Raw genomic sequence first — 19243 nt, 5'->3', positions numbered from 1 at the left:
GTTATGCGAAACATCCTGAAAGTTTTCTGAGATGGCTAAGCGAACCTTCCAAAATCAGTACATCATCTGTTTGTAAGGTAAAATTAGGATCTGTTTCATAAAAAATCTGCTGATCGCGTTTAAGCAATAACAGTTTAATATTTGGCTCTTGCTTTAAAATACCTGACAAATTGATATTGTTCAGTTTCTCATTAACGGGAACCTTAACGATGTAATGATCATCATCCAGTGCCATATAACGACTCACCATTGGGTAGTTCAGTGCTTGCGCCACACGTACACCCATATCTTCTTCAGGATGGATAATCTTGCTGACATTTAAATGCGAAAGGATGGTGTGATGTGCTTTGGTTTTGGCTTTCACCAGAATTTTCTCAACACCTAAATTCTTCAGGTTTAGCACACAGAGAATACTGGCTTCAATATCTTCGCCAATCGCGACAATAACCGCATCACAATTCTGGATGTTCAGCTCTTCAAGAACGTGCTCATCTGTCGCATCGGCAATCACGGCATGTGTAATACGATCAGCCAGATTTTCTACATTGCGCTTGATGGTATCAATTCCGATGACATCATGATTTAGTTTGGTCAGCTCTAATGCAACAGTTGCCCCAAAACTACCTAAACCAATGACTGCAAACTGTGCCATAACTGTCCTTAACTAAATGATAAAAATGTCTTTTTATTCATTTTAAAATGGATCAATGGATGGGTTTGTAATGATTTTGTTTGAGTTGAAAAAAGCTAAACTGGTTATCGTTCTGACAAAAAACATCTTTTTAAAGAAGTTGCAGACTATGGATGTTGCTAAAGAGGTGGAAGAATATAAAGGTAATTTTGAATTATTCTCATAATTTTTGAAATCATTGTATTTTTTTCTGTAATATGTGCTTATGATTTAATAATATTTATTTTATCAAAAAATTATATTAAATATTTCTTAGGATTCTTAAATGCTGAAATGGCTTATATTTTTAATTGTTCCTTTAATTGGTCCTGGTTTTCTATATGGCTTATTGTTGGAGTTATCAAAGATATTTAATGAAAAAGATCAGAGGGTGGTTGCACTAATAGTTATGTATGTCGGTGTGGCTTTCATAATTGCAACAGTAACCTATGAAAATAATCCTAATAAAAATAAATTGAGACCTGTGATTATAATGTTATCACTTGGAGCTTTGCTATTTTTATTTGTATTCAAAACAATTTTTGCTTTTATATACTTAATTGCAAGTATTTCAATAGCTCTATGGTGGCATAAAAAATTTAAAGATAAGTAATTGTAAATTGAATTTTGCCCAGTTTTAGAACGTAATATTAGATAGCTTAGAATATGATTCTAACTGGAGTTTTTTTAACCATCTAATAGAAAAAGGAATATTTTTCGTAAGACTTCACAACACAGTATATGCAATGAGCAAATATAAAAATAAAGCCGACATCATGCCGGCTTTAAGTCGCTAAGCTGCTTATTTAAGGAAACGCTTATAACCAATATTGTTGCTGATTTCAGCATATGGATAAGTGATTTGCTCTAATGTTTCAATCAGACCATCTGGATTCTGTTTGGCATCCGTCGCTTCCAGACCTACCAATACACGACCTTCCGCTGCACCGTGATTACGGTAATGGAACAGGGTAATGTTATGGGTTGGCCCCAAGCGTTCAAGGAAGGTGAGTAGAGCACCTGGACGTTCCGGGAATTCAACACGGAACAAGCGTTCATTTTCAATATTGGCATGCCCACCAATTAGATAACGAATATGCAGTTTTGCCACTTCATCATCAGATAAATCATCCACTTCATATTGCTGTTTCAACATGTTGTGAATTTCATGACGTTCAGCTTCACCGCCTTTTAAGCTAATTCCGACAAAAACTTGAGCCAGATTGCTTGAGCTGGCACGATAGTTAAACTCAGTAATGTTACGACCTTGCAATGCACGGCAGAAGTTGAGGAATGCACCTTTTTGCTCAGGAATCGTCACGGCATAAATTGCTTCACGGCGTTCACCCAGCTCGGTACGTTCTGCAATATAACGTAAACGGTCAAAGTTCATGTTGGCGCCACATACAATCGAGACCATGTTTTTATCAGTCAATTGATGCTCTGCAACATATTTCTTGATGCCAGCCAAGGCCATGGCACCAGATGGTTCGACAATACTACGATTTTCATCATAGGTATCTTTAATGGCAGCACAGATTTCGTCTGTATCAACCGTTACGATATCAGGTTCAACGATTGGGCCTGAATTATCCGACTTACGTAAACGGATCACATCAAAGGGTAATTCACCAATTTGAGCGACCGCTGTACCATCAGCAAATAGACCTACATGCGGCAATACCACGCGTTCATTTGATTCGAGTGCCGCTTTTAAACATGCCGATTCTTCGTATTCAACGCCAATGACTTTGACATGCGGTGCCACTTCACCGAGATAGGCCGCAACGCCCGCAATGAGTCCGCCACCACCAACAGCAACGAAAACATATTCAACATCACGCCATTGGCGCAGTAATTCATTGGCAATTGTGCCTTGACCAGCAATCACTAGCTCATCGTCATAAGGTGGAATGAAAACCAGTCCTTCATCTTCCGCACGTTGTTTTGCATATTTGTTGGCAACATCAAAGCTATCGCCGTATAACACTACTTGACCACCCAAGCGTTTAACAGCTTGAACTTTAATATCAGGTGTCGTGCTCGGCATAACGATAATTGCAGGAATACCTAATTTTTTTCCAGACAATGCCACGCCTTGCGCATGGTTACCTGCGGATGCACAAATGACACCACGATCAAGCTGGTCTTTAGGTAGCTGGCTGATACGGTTATAAGCACCGCGGAGCTTGAAAGAGAACACAGGTTGTAAATCTTCACGCTTAAATCGAATGTTATTATTAATTTTTTGACTAATTCGTGGAGCTGCTTCAAGCGGTGTTTCAATTGCAACATCATAAACCGTTGCTTGTAAAATTTGTCGTACCACACGAGACAGCATGTTCTTCTTCCCTATAACAGTTTAAAATAGACGATCATTGTAGCAAACCCCTGTGCATTTGCGCTGTTTTCTTGCAGCAAATGTCAAAATAGTTGAGTGAAGTCATGAGTCTATATGCAACCCAAGATGAAAAAAAACAAGCTGCGGCAAAAGCAGCTTTGAAACATTTGCCTAAAGGCGGCATTTTGGGCGTAGGAACAGGAAGTACCGTTAATTTTTTAATTGATTTATTGCCTGAATTGCAATTAGAAGCAGCTGTCGCTAGTTCGAATGCAACCGCTGAGCGTTTGAAGAAGCTCGGTATTGAAGTTGTGGATATGAACTCGGTAGGTGGCCTAGATGCCTATGTGGACGGTGCTGACGAAATCGACCGTCATATGCATATGATTAAAGGCGGTGGCGCTGCATTAACCCGTGAAAAAATTGTTGCGTCGATTGCAAAGAAATTTGTATGTATCGTTGATGATTCAAAATGGGTTGACCAGTTGGGTCGTGATTTTCCACTTCCTGTTGAAGTGATTCCGATGGCACGTTCTGCTGTTGCACGTAAAATCGTCGCTTTAGGCGGTGATCCAGTTTATCGCGAAGGTGTGGTTACGGATAATGGTAACGTGATTCTGGATGTATTTAACTTAAACATTCTTAATGCACTTGAACTGGAAAAAACCATTAATGACATTCCTGGTGTTGTCACCAACGGTATCTTTGCATTAAATGCAGCAAGCATTGCGATTGTTGCAACTAATAATGGTATCGAAGAGCGTACTGCACAATAATGCAGGCAGTTTCATTAGAAACGTTATTACCTGAAATTAAGGTGGTTCGACATGCAAGGGCGAGAAATCTGCGCTTGCGTGTGGAGCCCACAGGTATTCGTTTAACGGTTCCGCTATTTTGTAGTAAAAAACAGATCCAGCAGTTTTTAACTCATTCTGAGCAATGGCTGGTTGAAACTTGGGGTAGACAACAAAAACAATTTAGTTTGAACGTGGATTTGCCTGAGCAACTTTCATTATTCTTTCATTCCCAACCTTTTCAGATTATTCGACAATCTCAACGACATATTTTTAAGTTTGATTGGGAACAGCAAACGATCTTTATAAGAGATACGGCGTCGGAAAAAGCGTTACAGACAGCTGTTATGGCCTATGCCAAGCAATTTTTACCTGATTATCTGGATCAGGTCAGTCAGGAAATCGGCTTGGCTTATCAAGCTTGTACTATTCGAAATCCGAAAACCCGTTGGGGAAGTTGTAGTTCCAAACATGACATTATGCTCAGTGCAGCATTAGCGCTGATGCCTGAACACAATGTCCGAGCTGTATGCGTGCATGAATTAGCACATACCAAACATTTTGATCATAGTGCGGCGTTCTGGAATGAAGTTGCCAAATATGATGAAAATTATCTGATCCATCGTCAGCAACTGAAGCAAATTCAATTGCCGAGCTGGTACTATAAAAAGGACTAACCGTTAAAAAAGCGGTTATGTTGCACAGCTAAACCTTTTCGGATACGCCAAGCCTGTTTAAGGTTTGGAACATCATTTTGCCAGTGTTTCAGCACAAAGATGATGGCAATGATTTCTGCACGGGTCAGAATTCCTAGCCAGAACACAATTAGAAATAGAATGTGGGATTGTCCAGTTAGAGTTATTTGTACCAATAGTGCGAATAAAAACAAAGTCCAGATTTTGGCACCGAGACTATGGGTGGCAACTTCTTTGCGAAATTTAATGAAACTAACCACATAAATTGCAATTTCAGATGCAACTAAAATAATGATTGGATAGAGATGCTGTTGAAAAAATGCGGGCTGTTGCAGGTAAATCGAAACGATTGCACAAATAAAAAAGATTTGATCAACATTGGAATCAAGTCGGCGTAAGCGCTCATTCGAAACCCCGAGATGTCGGGCGAGCATGCCATCGAAGATATCGCTAAGCAGACCTATTGTGAGAAAAATGACGGTGTAGATCGGATAAAATTCTGGCTGGAATAACGTCACTGCGACGATAAGAAAACCGAGAATGACTCGGGAATAAACAAGTAAGATCGGAATTTGATATTTTAGAGACATTCATGAATTGAAATAACATTATTTATTCTGAGTATAGCATCCGAGTAAATGAATGAATTTTAAAATTATCTATTTCATGTAAATAACAGCAGCCTTGAAAGGCTGCTGTTGTGTTAGAACGATTTTATTTAATGCCAAAAGCATCGCGCATGATGAAGAATAAATCCGTTTGATCGAGTAAGCCTGATACATTGGCTGCACGTGGGCCATAAGCGGCTGTACGAACTTGGGAACCTGTATGATGCTGGCTCTTACCTTCAGGTGCAGTGCCGTAGTTGATTGCCATTGCGACACCATCTTTGGTTTTAAGCGCTGCCGTTTGACCTGGGCTGTCACCATCTACTGGAATGATCTGACTGGTATGCGCATGGTCACCTGTAACAATAATCAGGGTATCACCATGTTCTTTTGCAAATTTTAAGGCAACCTGAATCGCTTCATCGAGTTGTACTGTTTCACCAATCTGACCGCATGGATCAGCAGCGTGATTTCTTTTATCAATTGAACCGCTTTCAACTTGTAAGAAGAAACCTTTAGGATTTGGTTTAAGCAGTTCAATTGCTTTATCAGTCATTTGAGCCAAACGTGGTGTAGAGGCCGTAAATTCAGGATTATCTCTACAGCTTTCAGCTTCTTTCTTATGACCATTTAATTGTGTTGTTGGACCGCTCCAAATCACAGGAAGGTTGCCATTTGCAAATAAACCAAGTAAAGGCTGGTTTTGATTGGCGCTATCAACGGCTTTTAACGAGTTTAGATCTTCAACGATACGATAATTTTCTAATTTCGCACGCTCAAGCAAAGTTTTGTCTTTGAAAGGACCTGCTTTTGCAACTTCATAGAATGTTTTCTTACCGCCACCTAAAGTCACGTCAGCACGTGTTGTTAGAAGCTGTTCTGTGATCGAACCTAATCCACCATTTTCCAGTGCGCTTTCAGGACAGCGTTTGGTTGTTTCATTTGGCCCATAACACTTACGTGCGCTGATATGAGAGACCAAAGCAGCTGGGGTTGCATCTTGCAGTTCAGTCGTCGTGACATTACCTGTCGCAAAACCAGCTTTTTTCGCAAGTTCCAAAATAGTTGCATGGTGTTTTTGATAAATGTCTACGCCAAGTGCATTATTATAAGTTTTAACCCCAGAAGCCCATGCAGTCGCGGAAGCTGCCGAGTCTGTTACATAATCAATTGCACCATTTTTATCCAGCGCATAGGTTGTATAACTACCTGTAAAAGGGAGTACATCTAAACCTTTAAAGTAACCCGCAGCGCCTTCTGCATAATTTCGCGCAGAGGTAATCTCTGAATCACTGGTACCATCACCAATAAAGAGAATAATATTTTTTACGGTCTTATCACTTAAAGAATCTTTTAATGCTTGTGTGCGTTCTTGTTTTAAGCGAGTTGCGCCACCGAACTGACGAATATCACCTTTTGCACCAGGTTCTAATAATTCTCCAGGCTGTGGGTTAGGAGAGGTAATAGGGGGTTCAGTTGTTGGTGGTTTTGGTTGTGGGGTTGGCTGGTTATTATTAGAGGAATCATTGTCGCTTCCGCAACCAACAAGTAATGAAATAAGAGCAGGTAAAAGTAATGGTTTAAGTTTCACTTAATTTCAACCTAAAGATTAGTTGAAATGGATAGTAATAATTAAATGTTAAGGTTTGGTTAAAATTATATTTTGATTTTCTTTATATTATTTAAAAAAGGCATTGAAATCGAGATTCCAGTGCCTTTATTTATATTTTAAGTTTTTAAAAACTACATTGTAATTGTGTTGTTTGCAGTTGATCTGGAGCTTTACGATTGTCAAGCCCAGCACTTGCACTGACTACCTGATTGGCTTTGATTTGGATCTGAATAAAATTATATTGGAAGGTGGCATTGGTGGGTTGCGATGAACTGCTATTTAAAAGATATTCGTGAGTTGTTTTATTGACCTGTAACAGGTTGTCGGTACTGTCCGCATCAAGTGCTGAGCGATAAGTTTGAGCGCCTTTAATCAGTTCAAGTACACCATTTGCCCGAATATTGAGTTGACAGCCATTGCCATCTTCATAATGACCAATCAGATATTCAATAGAAGGTAAGTTCACATTAACCAGATTAATTCCCGTTAATCCTTGCTTACATGGATAAGCAGAGCCATTACAGGTTGCAGTTGTATCTACAAAGCCAACCGCACGACGGTAATCACCTGCACCTGAAACACGGAATGAATCAGTAGATTCTATTTGAGGATCAAAGCTATAAACTTTTTGTTCTAATAAATTATAGCCTGATGGATTGATTGAATCCTGCTGGTAGTTCTTTGCTAGTTGTAAGGTCGATTCTTTTAAAGAGGTGCCATACTCATCCCGAGCCATTTTTTGGTTTGCGGCTATTTTTAACAGTGTATTTTGAGCTGGATCGATATTTTCTGGTGCATTAGAAACAAGTGTTTTTAAGGCTGTCTTATCACCCCGTAGTATTTTTCCATCAAGTTGCCCATCTCTTAAATCAATTGCCAGATTTTTAGTAAACTCGGTAAAAGAATCGGTGGGAAAGCTGTTGGCCCATTGCTGAATATAACCAAAACTAAAAAAGACAGTAGTATAAAGCGCTGGTAAATTAATGATATCTTGGGCTGTAAAACTGCTGAGTGAATAGGCGGGACTTAAATTGGGTAGATCAATACTATTAAAGGCACTTAATAAGGCTGTATTTACATCATTTGAAGCCAGTTTTAAATGTAAACTGCTAATTCCCGTCGGATCAATTTTGGCATCAGTTGGAAGATATCCAGAGCGAATAAGCGCTCTTTGATAAACAGCTTCAGAATTTGGATTAATAAAAACAGTCTGATTGGTCGAATTGAGATTAATTTCAATCAGTGTGTTTAATTGAGTTGAAACATTATTGTATTGACCTGACAAGGGATTATAAATAAGCGCACTCGGCAGGGTTGTTAATTCCACTCTATAAATACGATTTTTAACGCTTTGAGGTAAGGTCAGTGCAAGATTGGTGGTTGTATTGGCTGTCTGCTCTAAAATTAAAGTGTTGTCTGTATTGTCATAAACCTTAATGCTGATATTACGCAGCTCAACAGGCACTTTAACATTTAATGTTTTTGGACTAGGCGTCGGCGTGGTTGGAGTTTCAGTCGGAGTTGATGCTTCGCTTTCACCACTTCCGCAACCGACTAATGTTGAACTCAATAGAAGGGTACCAAGTCCTACGCAAATATAGTGATTTAATCTTTGTTTTTGTCTCAAAGAAGGCATTCCAGCTCTCCAAAATTTTGCATCCATGAAATTTATTATTACCGCAATGTTTTTTTATTCTATTCGAATCCTTAGCGGAAACAATAGCGTTTCTTGACCAATGGTGAAATCATTTCGGATAAAACAAATTGATTTATCTTTAATTGTTGGATCAATAAAAATATAGACTGAAGATAACAACATAAATTTCCAAGCCAGCAGATATTTATTTTCTTAAAAGTTAGAGACTTGAAGATTGTGTAAAAGAGGGCAAACTGCCATACTACAGGCCTAAATGAAAGCTAGAGGTGTCACACGTGATTTCTGTTGGTATTGTTGGTGGAACTGGATACACAGGGGTTGAACTATTACGTCTATTACTTAGACATTCACAGGTTCAAGTTCGTATTCTCACTTCTCGTACAGAAGCAGGAAAGCGCGTTGCGGATATGTTCCCAAGTTTGCGTGGTCACACGACACTTGAGTTTTCAGACCTTGATTTAGAACAACTCAAACAATGTGATGTGGTGTTTTTCGCGACACCACATGGTGTTGCCATGCAGCATGCAGAAGTTTTAACCGCTGCTGGTACTAAAGTGGTTGATCTTGCGGCAGATTTCCGTTTGCAGAATCTTGAGCAATTTGAAAAATGGTACGGCATGCAACATAGCTGTCCAATGATTTTGAAAGATTCTGTTTATGGTTTAACTGAATTAAATCGTGAAAAGATCAAACAGGCTCAAGTTATTGGTAATCCTGGCTGTTATCCAACAACAGTACAATTGGGCTTGGCACCTTTGTTGAAATCGGATACTCAGCTAATCAATACGCAAGGCATTATTGTTGATGCGAAATCTGGTGTCTCTGGTGCAGGCCGTAAAGCTAGTCTTGGCATGATTTATAGTGAGAATGCAGATAATTTCAAAGCCTATGGCGTTGCTGGGCATCGTCATCATCCAGAAATTGTGGAAGCACTTGAAAATATTTCAGGCCAAAAAGGTCAGTTTGATCAACTGATTTTTGTACCTCATCTGGTTCCGATGATTCGTGGCATGTTGAGCACGATTTATGTTGATTTAACAGAACAGGGTCAGCAAGCAGATTTACAGGCACTTTATGAAGATTTTTATAAAGATGAACGCTTTGTTGATGTAATGCCTGCGAATAGTTCACCAGAAACTCGTAGCGTTCGCGGCGCGAATGAACTCAGAATTGCACTTTATCGCCCACAGCCAAATAAGCTAATTATCTTGGTGGCTCAGGATAATTTAGTCAAAGGTGCAGCAGGTCAGGCCATTCAAAATATGAACTTAATGTTTGGTTTTGAGGAGGCTGCTGGCTTAGAAGGCATCGGTTTATTACCATAAAAAACGCTTTTTTACTTCACACACATTTAAATTTCGATTTTAATGTGTGCTTTGATGCAAATCATAACGATAGAGATGATGATGGAAAACGTTGAACCGACTACTTCACCAGACAGTTCCGTTGAGAAAAATAAGTTTTTAAAAACGAATTTACCTTTAATTATTGGTGCTACCGTTTTGATCGGTAGCAGTTTTATGCTTGGTTATACTGTCGGACACCGTCAGGGTTTAACCGTTGTTGGCTATGATGCTGATGCGGAACAATTGGTTGATGTTGTCCAGAAGCAGAAGACTGCGTTGGATGCTGTGAGCAAAAACTTAAATGCAGCTGTGCAAGAGCGTGATATGGCTGTGGGCAATGCAGATGACTTATTTAAATCTGTAAATCAGGCCAATGCAGATAAAGCTCAGTTTGAAGGAATGAACGCGATTTATCGTGAAATCCTGAGACAACGTGGTGGTGTAAGTTTAACGATTCAAAATATGGCAATTAAGTCATTACCTGAAAATGCGTATGAATATCAGATTGATCTTGTACAGGTCAGCCCGAATAAACGCCGTGCTTCAGGTTCAGTCGAATTACGTCTGATTAAAGACACTGAAGTTTTAGTTGTACCTTTAGAAGATAAAAACTTCAACTTTGAAGATTTTGAGCGTTTAACTGGCCGTTGGACAATGCCAAAAGGCTTTACACCGCAATTTATTGAAGTGCGCTTAACTGGATCAGGTACACCGATTATTAAACGTTTTAGCTGGCAACGTGGTAAGCCTGTGGATGTAAGTTCTGCCTTTGTGTCAGAAATTCCTCAAGCCGAAGCGAATGCTCAATAATTTTTTAGATTAAGAACTGGATATGCGAAGATACAAGCGTCAAATGAATTTAAGTGAAGTGAAAAACTCTTTTCATCAATCAGGTTATGTCGATTGGCACTTAAATCCACGTTTAAGTGATTCGCAGGAAGATCATGAAGGTGAAGTGGTTGTGCAAACAGCCCCACCTGAATTAAAGCGTCCGCCATTATATGCGGTGGTTTTAATGAATGATGATTACACACCAATGGATTTTGTGATTGAAGTCTTACAAAGTTATTTTGGGATGGACTTTGATCAAGCCAGTCAAGTGATGCTGACCGTTCATTATGAAGGTAAGGGAACAGCGGGTATTTACCCACGTGATATTGCTGAAACCAAAGCAAATCAAGTGAATAACTATGCCCGTGCGCAAGGCCATCCGTTATTATGCCAGATCGAACCTGAGCGAGGATAAAACAAAGCGAAGCTTTGTTCCGAGCGCAAGACGAACAGCTATGCTGTGAGTGAAGGCGTTAAGAAAAGCAACGCACTTGCGGAATTTCATTCCTCATGCGCAAGGCGAGCAACTATGTTGCGAGTGCAAGACCTTGTGCCATGATATGACTCATATGTTGCGAGTAACAGCGTTAAGAAAAGCGACGCTTTTGCGGAATGTTATTCCTCATGTGCAAGATGAACAGTTATGCTGTAAGTCAAAGCATTAAAACTATATTCCCGTTCTATAAAACGCATAGCAAAACTCTTGAGAAGTCTTTACGCTGCTCAGGAATTTAGCGCTTGATGATTATATTGAGATTTAGTATTCATCCTTAAATTGTTAAATCATATTGGCTTTATTTTTATGAGGCCTAATTAACATTTGAAAAATTCACTTTAACTACATTATTCTGATATTTATTAAGTAAATCATCATATTTGCTGAATATTTAATCAAATAAGTGGGTTTTATCCACTTTGTAATTGAATTTTTACAACAATACTTTGTTTTGAAACTTGACCAAGATAGTCAACTAATGCTAACAGTAGAATATGAAGCAAAGAGACTTGTAGATGTATATTCAATCACGTTTACAGAAGCTCAGCGGATCAAGTTAATAATTCGCTTTTTCATTAAAAGATTCTCTTTTTTTGATAGAGCCCAAGATATAAGGGGGTTACATGCTCAGTCGTCAATTAGAAGTATCGTTACGTTTGGCTGTTAGCATGGCTCGTCAAAAGAGACATGAGTTTCTGACAGTTGAACATTTGTTGCTTGCCTTGCTGGATAATGATTCAGCCGTAAATGCGTTAAAAGCCTGCGGTGCTGATATCGTTACTTTGCGTAAAGAATTAGAGGAATATGTAGAGCAACATACCCCGAAACTTGGTGATAACAGTGAACAGGCTCCTCATCCGACAGAGAGTTTTGACCGAATTTTGCAACGTGCCATTTTCCATGTTCAATCGAGCGGCGGTGACCGCACGGTTGAAGGTGCCGATGTTCTCGTCGCAATGTATTCGGAACGGGATTCTTTTGCAGTTTATTTGCTTAAACGTCATCAAATTAACCGTTTGACTTTGACTCAATACTTATCTCATGGCACACGTAAAGATGAGATTCAGGTTGAAGAAGAAGTTGAAGATATTGAAGGTGAAAATGCGGCTTCTGCCAATGCAGGCCCATTGGAGCAATATACGCTTAACTTAAATGTTGAAGCACAAAAGGGTAAAACAGATCCTTTAATTGGGCGTGAAAAAGAGATTGAGCGTGCGGCACAAATTTTATGTCGTCGTCGTAAAAACAACCCGCTTTTAGTGGGGGATCCGGGCGTTGGTAAAACCTCAATTGCTGAAGGTCTGGCTTGGTTAATTGTGAACGGTAAAGCACCAAAACCATTGGCAAATGCTGAAGTGTATAGTCTGGATATCGGTGCGCTTGTTGCTGGTACCAAATATCGTGGTGACTTTGAAAAGCGTTTAAAACAATTGTTGAATGCTTTGAAAAAGAATCCAAATGCGATTTTATTCATTGATGAAATTCATATGATTATTGGCGCTGGTTCGAGCATGGGCAGCACCATGGATGCATCGAATCTGATTAAGCCTGCGCTAGCAAATGGCAGCTTACGTTGCATTGGCTCAACCACTTTCCAGGAATATCGTCAGGTATTTGAAAAAGATCATGCTTTGTCTCGTCGTTTCCAGAAAATTGACGTGAATGAACCGAGTATCAATGAAACGATTGAAATTTTACGTGGCTTGAAAAACAAGTTTGAAGATTTCCATCATGTTGAATACGATGATAAAGCTTTAGTTGCAGCTGTTGAGCTGTCTGCGAAATTTATCAATGATCGTTTCTTACCAGATAAAGCTATTGATGTGATTGACGAAGCAGGTGCGCAACGCCGTCTGAAAGCGGAAGTAGATGGTACAACCATCTCTGTTGAAAATATCGAGGACATCGTTTCCAAGATTGCCCGTATTCCACCGAAAACGGTTTCTAAAGACGACAAGTCCGTGCTTGAGAATCTGGAACGCGATCTTAAGCGAGTGGTTTTTGGACAGGATGAAGCCATCACCGCACTTTCATCAGCGATCAAATTGTCTCGTGCAGGCTTAAAAGCACCAGATAAACCAGTCGGTAGTTTTGTATTTGCTGGCCCAACAGGGGTTGGTAAAACTGAGGTTACCAAACAGCTTGCCAAGCTGTTAGGTGTCGAACTGGTTCGTTTCGATATGTCGGAATATATGGAACGTCATGCAGTTTCTCGTTTGATCGGTGCGCCTCCAGGTTATGTTGGCTATGATCAGGGTGGTTTACTGACTGATGCGATTCATAAAAATCCGCATTGTGTACTGTTGCTCGATGAGATTGAAAAAGCACATCCAGATGTATTTAACTTGCTGTTGCAAATCATGGATCACGGTGCCTTGACTGATAATAATGGTCGAAAATCTGATTTCAGAAATGTGATTATTGTTTTAACCACCAACATTGGTGCTGAAAGTATTGTCCGTGCTAGCATTGGCTTTACTGAACAAGATCATAGTTCAGACAATCAGGATGCAATGAAACGTGCATTCTCTCCTGAATTCCGTAACCGTTTAGATGGCGTGATTCAATTTAAAGCACTTCCAACTACGATTATTGATTCAGTGGTAGATAAATTCTTAACCGAGTTGCAAGCGCAACTGGATGAGAAGCAAGTGGTACTTGATGTCGATCAAAGTGCTCGTGACTGGTTATCAACCAATGGTTATGACCGTTTAATGGGTGCTCGTCCAATGCAACGTCTGATTCAGGAACATCTGAAAAAGCCACTTGCTGAGATGATTTTATTCGGTGAGCTTGCTGAGCATGGTGGTAACGTTGCAGTTTCTGTGAAAACAGAAAATGGCAAAGAAGTCGGTTTAAAACTGGAAGTATTTGAAGATCATATTAACCCGAGTGCTGAACCTGCTTAATGTTTGAACTTTCTTTCTCAATAACCCAAGTACTTAAAGTATTTGGGTTATTTTTCGTTACAGCAATTGCTGAAATCTTAGGTTGTTATTTTCCTTATTTGATTTTGAATCAAGGAAAGTCTCATTGGTTATGGATTCCTACAGCCTTAAGTCTGGCTGTATTTGTCTGGTTGCTAACCTTACATCCAGCCGCTTCCGGTCGTATTTATGCGGCCTATGGTGGAATTTATATTTTTACGGCTTTGATGTGGTTACGCTATGTTGATCAGGTCATGTTGACACGCTGGGATATTCTCGGTGGGATCGTTGTTGTTTGTGGTGCCTGCCTGATTATTTTACAGCCGCAAGGTTTGGTTCGTTAAATAAACATCAGCATGGTGCAGATTGTCACCATGCTGAGATTAAGTCCTCTAAAAATTAACTGAGTACATAGCTTTCATGGATTCCGCATTCCGCAACAAAGCTTTCATCGTGTGATACCAGTATCACAGCGCCATTAAAAGAGTGGATCGCTTGGGCGAGTAACTCACGAGATTCAATATCGAGATGGTTCTCTGGTTCATCGAGAAGTAATAGCTCAACTGCTTGTTGTTTTAAGCCCAATAATGCCACTTTCAAGCGTTCTCCACCGCTCAATTTTGTTAAAGGACTCAATGCCTTATCTCTACGGATTTGTAGGTTGCCTAATAGGGTGCGTGCCTGTTGCTCGTTTAGATTTGAATCTATACCACATAGATATTCAACAGCAGATAGATTTTCATTGAGTAATGAAAGGTTCTGGTCCAGATAGACAGCGCTTACTTTGCAATAAATCTCTCCTGCAAGTGGCGGGATTAAGCCTTGAAGGGTTTTGAGTAAAGTGGATTTACCCGTACCGTTTGCGCCACTTAAATGCAATTTTTCACCAGCGGATAGGGCTAGATCAATTGGCTGTGTTTTTGCATAAGTCAGTTGTAATTGCTGACAGCGTAAGATTTCACCTGATTTACCAGTTGTTTGAGTAAATTCAAAAGACTGTGATTTAAGATGCTCCAGTTGCGCTTGTTTTTGCTGTAACTCATCTTTTGCATCTGCAAGCTGTTTGCTCTGTTGTTTTCGTAAGTGCGAAAGAGATTGCTCAGATTGTTCTTTCTTGGCATCCAGCAAGATCGGGGCCTGAGAACCTGAGGCTCTTAACTTTTCACCTGTTTTTTTCCGCTTTTGCGCTTTCATCTGACTTTGATGTTGTTGCTCTTTAAGCTGTTTTAACTCGCGTTTCTCTTGTTGCACCGCATGTGATAATGCTTCAACTTGCAACTGATGTTGTTGCTGATAGAGCGCGTAATTGCCACCATAGTAATGTAGACCAAGCTGGTTTAAGGCAAAAATACCTTGTACATGAGAAAGTAATTGTCGGTCATGACTGATCATTAAACCACCCGTAGGATGTTGCGCCATTTGCTCTATTAACCATTGTCGTCCTTGAGTATCCAGATGATTGCTAGGTTCATCCAAAAGCAGATAATGATCTTTCAATAAGAATAAGCGACAAAGGGCAAGCTTGGTTTTTTGGCCTTCACTCAAATGTTGAGTCGGAGTATCGAGTGTTGTAGGTAATCCTGCACTTTCTAACAATTGTTGCCATTCGGTTGGTAGATGCCAGAGATGTTCAACCCGATCATAATCGTTAAATGAAGCAGTACCTTGCTGAATCCGTTCAAAGCATTGATATAAATCTTCAATATCTAAAGCTTGAGCAATGGTATCGGCTTGTACACGTTGCAGTTGCGCAAGATGCTGATGTGGGCATTGCCATGAAATTTGGCCTGAATAAGCGAGTTCAGTCGATTGCCCGTGAAGTAGAGACATCAATAGTGATTTACCCTGACCATTACGTCCAATCAATCCACAAAACTGATGTAAGGGCAGTTGGAATGAAAGATGATCGAAGAGTTTGTGCTGTGCCAATTCAAGCGATAGATTTGAAACGATACATGCCTGTTGAGTCATAAGAAACCTCATAAACAGGATATGCAAAATAGCGAGATAGAGATAAATTTTAGAATAACAATCGCTAAACGATAGATAAGTCTATTTTGCACATCAAAAAAGAAAAATGGATTTTGATGATAAAAATAGGACTTACTTCATTGGCGTAATCTCGGGTTGATGTATTTTTCATCTATTTTATGAGCTAAGCGGGCAAAGGTCAAATTTCAGGATTTTTAAGTTACGATTAAAAAAACACAAAAAATGCTTGTCAAATGCTGAAATAGTGCGTAATTTAATACTTAGACACAGTTTTTTAGATATTTGAAATAAACATGTTAAAGCATACTGTAAACACAAACGCATACTTTTATTTTTGGCAATATTAATCGTTGCCTGATGCGTTTCGGGCAGCAAAAAGGGTTGCCCAACCAGTTAATACCTGATCGGCAACACCGATCAGGTTTTTTTATGCTTTAACAATCATCATTTTAGGAGAAATACCATGTATACATTCAATTATTCATATTTTAGCAAGATTACTTGGTTCTACTTTGCAAAAAAATCAACATCACTTAGATCACACTTGCTCAAATAAATGAAAAGGACTGCGAAGAAGGCCAGTCCAAAGGAATTGAAAATGAATGCTTTAAATACTGCTTTGACACAACCACAAACACACACAAAAGAATCAATGCTTAGCTTGCCATCACAACTCAAAGCGCAGTATCCCTTGTCTGCAAATCTGGCGCAGCAAATTTCAAAACATCGTCAAACGATTCAAAATATTTTATCAGGACAAGATCATCGTTTAATGGTGATTACAGGGCCTTGCTCGATCCATGATCCTATTGCAGTACTCGAATATGCTGATCGTCTGCAACAACTCCAAGAACAAGTCAAAGATCAGATTTTCCTTGTCATGCGTGCATATATTGAGAAACCACGTACCACAGTAGGCTGGAAAGGTTTTTTATATGATCCAAATTTAGATGGATCATCAGATTTACAACTGGGCTTAGAAAAGTCTCGTGCGCTTTACTTACAATTGGTTGAAAAGGGTTTGCCAATTGCTAGTGAAATTTTAAGTCCAATGGCAACGGGTTACTTTGATGATTTGCTGGCTTGGGGTGCAATTGGTGCACGTACCAGTGAATCACAAATTCATCGTGAAATTGCCAGCCACATGCCGTACAGCATCGGCTTCAAAAATGGGACTGATGGCTCGATTCAGATTGCTTTAGATGCAATCCAGTCTGCCATGAACGGGCATCAATTTCTCGGTATGACCCAACAAGGTTTGCCTGCAATTCTGCATAGTGCCGGTAATCCATTGCCACACTTGATTTTGCGCGGCTCAAATCATGGTACTAATTATGATTTGGCATCGATTCAATCTATGCATTTCAAACATAAGCATTTACCAGCGCTTGTGATTGACTGTAGTCATGGCAATAGTGCTAAAGATCCATTAAAACAACCGCAAGTCTTGCAGCAAATCATTGCCGAACGTGCGGAATCGAAAGTACGCGGTGTGATGATTGAGAGTCATCTGGTGGATGGTAATCAAAAAATCTCTTGTGATATGACTTATGGTCAATCCGTCACAGATGGCTGTTTAGGTTGGGATAAAACGGCACAGGTTTTGCTCGATGTTGCTGAACAAATGCGACATAAGAAATAAAGTTAAAAAAGCCAGTTGAAGACTGGCTTTTTTATTGGCTTAAAATCAGGCTGCTTGAATAGATTGAGCTGCAAGAAAGTGACCGATTTCCTGACTAAACTTTCTCGGTTCAGTAATCAGTGGTGTATGGCCAGAACGTTCAAAATAAACAGCTGTTGCATTTGCCAGACTTTCTGCAATCAAGGTTTGTCCCGTCTCAGGGTACAGGGTAGATTCACGACCAATAAAGAAAGTGGTTGGGCAATTGAGCTGGCTAATCGCTTCGCGATAATCTTCATTGTGATTGAGATAGTTTTCTACATACCAAAGCAAGTAATCCAGTCGTTGAATCGGCAATAGATACTTTTGTAAGAAAGGACGATTCAGTGCCAGTTTGAAAATCTTGGGACTATAGTTATTACTGCCTTGAAGCTCGATAAACGCCCCCCATAAGCTCACTAGGTTATAGCGAATATCATCAGGTAAATCTTCAAGCTTCTGTGCATGTTTGTATTGGCGTAATAGGGTTTGAATTTCAAGCAAGAGCTGTTTAAATTGAGGATGCTTCTGCCCGAATAAGCCATATTGCCAAGAGTCATCGACAGAGATCTTCGGTGTTTGATCAATATGTAAATAGGCTTTGAGTTTCTCAGCCAGATTGCCATGTTTCATCCCATGCATGGCTGTGGTTGCACCCATGGAATAGCCCATCAGGATAAACTGATCGAGTTTTAGTTGCTGGATCAGACTATTAACATCATTCCAGTGGCTAGAAATTGCATCCATATTGGGAATCGCACAATGCTTTGACCCCCCAAAACCGCGCCAGTCTGGAATGATAAATTCATATTGTTTGCGATTGGAAAATAAGAAAGGAAGCCATTGCCAGCTTTGCATGCCCAGACCTGACAACACCAGCACAGGCTCACCTTCGCCAACGCGTCGCACAAATAATTTTTCCTGATCAGGCATGGTATAAAATGGCATTATTGTTCTCCAATATCTTTTGCTTCCTCAAACTTTCTCAGTTGAGGAATCATTTGTTCCAACCATTTTATCCATTCACTTTCTGTAATGATACCAAGTTCAAGAATCATTTTATGGATGAACAGCACACGGTTGGTGGGTTGGCTATTTTTAAAATCTTTATCATGAATGGCTTGATAAAGGCTTAATTTTTCCTTATGGATGGATAAGTGGCGTTCCAACTCAGGCAAAATGGTATTGCCTCCCAGTTGAGCCTCAGCCCTTAACCTGACCATAAGATCATCACGTAATTGTGCTGGTTCGCTTTGTTGTTCAATCCATGCCGCCAGTTGTATTCTACCCAGTTGCTCAACTTGGTAGGTTTTTTTTCGGCTATTTGCAGCTTGTTCTTCTAATGTCGAAATCCATCCTTTTTTCAGCATACCATTGAGTTCACGATAGATTTGCTGATGAGTCGCATTCCAAAAGAAGCCCATTGAACGGTCAAAGCGACGAGCCAATTCAAAACCTGTGCTCGGTTTCTCCAATAGGCTTGTCAATAAAACATGGGCGAGTGACATGATGTTCCATAATAAAAAAATGACTCATCAGAATTATGCAATATGTTGCATAAAAATCAAATCTTGTTTATAACTTTATGCAACAAGTTGCATTAGCCAGCAGAAT

Annotated in this window: 17 protein-coding genes; 9 read left to right on the top strand and 8 right to left on the bottom strand. The window is 39.8% G+C overall.

Going from position 1 to position 19243, the window contains the following annotated elements; genetic code table 11:
• Position 1: 1 nt before the first annotated feature.
• A complete protein-coding gene (locus IEV36_RS02750) occupies positions 2–652 on the bottom strand; it encodes a potassium channel family protein (protein WP_004772416.1) in 651 nt (216 codons plus the stop codon).
• A gap of 304 nt (positions 653–956) precedes the next feature.
• On the opposite strand from IEV36_RS02750, the gene IEV36_RS02745 reads away from it, so the two are divergent.
• Positions 957–1283 carry a hypothetical protein gene (locus tag IEV36_RS02745; protein WP_005257827.1) on the top strand — a complete coding sequence of 109 codons (327 nt, stop codon included), beginning with the start codon at positions 957–959 and terminating at the stop codon, positions 1281–1283.
• Positions 1284–1472: 189 nt separating this feature from the next.
• Here IEV36_RS02745 and ilvA read toward each other — a convergent pair whose 3' ends face one another.
• Positions 1473–3011, bottom strand: a complete 1539-nt coding sequence (ilvA, locus tag IEV36_RS02740; RefSeq protein ID WP_004772413.1) for a threonine ammonia-lyase, biosynthetic — start codon at positions 3009–3011, stop codon at positions 1473–1475.
• 104 nt (positions 3012–3115) lie between these two features.
• On the opposite strand from ilvA, the gene rpiA reads away from it, so the two are divergent.
• Positions 3116–3787 carry a ribose-5-phosphate isomerase RpiA gene (gene rpiA / locus IEV36_RS02735; RefSeq protein ID WP_004772412.1) on the top strand — a complete coding sequence of 224 codons (672 nt, stop codon included), beginning with the start codon at positions 3116–3118 and terminating at the stop codon, positions 3785–3787.
• Positions 3787–4482 (top strand): M48 family metallopeptidase, encoded by a 696-nt coding sequence (locus IEV36_RS02730; RefSeq protein ID WP_005257826.1) that lies wholly within the window; start codon positions 3787–3789, stop codon positions 4480–4482. The genes rpiA and IEV36_RS02730 overlap by 1 nt, the downstream gene beginning before the upstream one ends.
• On the opposite strand, the gene IEV36_RS02725 is transcribed toward IEV36_RS02730, so the two are convergent.
• The 3 genes from IEV36_RS02725 to IEV36_RS02715 form a co-directional block, all read right to left on the bottom strand.
• Complete coding sequence (locus IEV36_RS02725) at positions 4479–5090, bottom strand: CDP-alcohol phosphatidyltransferase family protein (RefSeq protein WP_005257823.1); 612 nt, start codon at positions 5088–5090, stop codon at positions 4479–4481. The two genes, IEV36_RS02730 and IEV36_RS02725, sit on opposite strands and share 4 nt — an antisense overlap.
• A 124-nt stretch (positions 5091–5214) precedes the next feature.
• Positions 5215–6699 (bottom strand): alkaline phosphatase, encoded by a 1485-nt coding sequence (gene phoA / locus IEV36_RS02720; RefSeq protein ID WP_005257822.1) that lies wholly within the window; start codon positions 6697–6699, stop codon positions 5215–5217.
• A 145-nt stretch (positions 6700–6844) separates the two neighbouring features.
• Positions 6845–8356 (bottom strand): hypothetical protein, encoded by a 1512-nt coding sequence (locus IEV36_RS02715; RefSeq protein ID WP_005257821.1) that lies wholly within the window; start codon positions 8354–8356, stop codon positions 6845–6847.
• Between the two features lie 296 nt (positions 8357–8652).
• Here IEV36_RS02715 and argC point away from each other — a divergent pair, with 296 nt between their 5' ends.
• From argC to IEV36_RS02685, 5 genes are all read left to right on the top strand, one after another.
• On the top strand, positions 8653–9702 hold the full coding sequence (argC, locus tag IEV36_RS02710; protein WP_005257819.1) for an N-acetyl-gamma-glutamyl-phosphate reductase: 1050 nt from the start codon (positions 8653–8655) through the stop codon (positions 9700–9702).
• An 81-nt stretch (positions 9703–9783) separates the two neighbouring features.
• Positions 9784–10533 carry a DUF6776 family protein gene (locus IEV36_RS02705; RefSeq protein WP_004772399.1) on the top strand — a complete coding sequence of 250 codons (750 nt, stop codon included), beginning with the start codon at positions 9784–9786 and terminating at the stop codon, positions 10531–10533.
• Positions 10534–10555: 22 nt separating this feature from the next.
• Positions 10556–10969 carry an ATP-dependent Clp protease adapter ClpS gene (gene clpS, locus IEV36_RS02700; RefSeq protein ID WP_171067701.1) on the top strand — a complete coding sequence of 138 codons (414 nt, stop codon included), beginning with the start codon at positions 10556–10558 and terminating at the stop codon, positions 10967–10969.
• Positions 10970–11673: 704 nt separating this feature from the next.
• Positions 11674–13959 (top strand): ATP-dependent Clp protease ATP-binding subunit ClpA, encoded by a 2286-nt coding sequence (clpA, locus tag IEV36_RS02690; RefSeq protein ID WP_004772396.1) that lies wholly within the window; start codon positions 11674–11676, stop codon positions 13957–13959.
• Positions 13959–14321, top strand: coding sequence for a YnfA family protein (locus tag IEV36_RS02685; protein WP_005257818.1), 363 nt, complete (start codon positions 13959–13961; stop codon positions 14319–14321). The genes clpA and IEV36_RS02685 overlap by 1 nt, the downstream gene beginning before the upstream one ends.
• A gap of 55 nt (positions 14322–14376) precedes the next feature.
• On the opposite strand, the gene IEV36_RS02680 is transcribed toward IEV36_RS02685, so the two are convergent.
• Entirely contained in the window at positions 14377–15948 is a 1572-nt protein-coding gene (locus IEV36_RS02680; protein WP_005257817.1) for an ATP-binding cassette domain-containing protein, read from the bottom strand.
• 619 nt (positions 15949–16567) lie between these two features.
• Between IEV36_RS02680 and IEV36_RS02675 the strand changes: the two genes are divergently transcribed.
• Complete coding sequence (locus tag IEV36_RS02675) at positions 16568–17611, top strand: 3-deoxy-7-phosphoheptulonate synthase (RefSeq protein ID WP_005257815.1); 1044 nt, start codon at positions 16568–16570, stop codon at positions 17609–17611.
• A gap of 45 nt (positions 17612–17656) precedes the next feature.
• Here the strand turns inward: IEV36_RS02675 and IEV36_RS02670 are convergent, their stop codons facing one another.
• Both IEV36_RS02670 and IEV36_RS02665 read right to left on the bottom strand, forming a co-directional pair.
• A complete protein-coding gene (locus tag IEV36_RS02670; protein WP_005257813.1) occupies positions 17657–18577 on the bottom strand; it encodes an alpha/beta fold hydrolase in 921 nt (306 codons plus the stop codon).
• Positions 18577–19137, bottom strand: a complete 561-nt coding sequence (locus tag IEV36_RS02665; protein WP_005257811.1) for a PadR family transcriptional regulator — start codon at positions 19135–19137, stop codon at positions 18577–18579. The genes IEV36_RS02670 and IEV36_RS02665 overlap by 1 nt, the downstream gene beginning before the upstream one ends.
• Positions 19138–19243: the final 106 nt, after the last annotated feature.

It is taken from the genome of Acinetobacter vivianii, from assembly GCF_014635885.1.
In the GTDB taxonomy this organism is placed as follows: domain Bacteria; phylum Pseudomonadota; class Gammaproteobacteria; order Pseudomonadales; family Moraxellaceae; genus Acinetobacter; species Acinetobacter vivianii.
The sequence above is the reverse complement of the archived record's forward strand: the minus strand, read 5'-3'. Positions and strand labels throughout refer to the sequence as shown.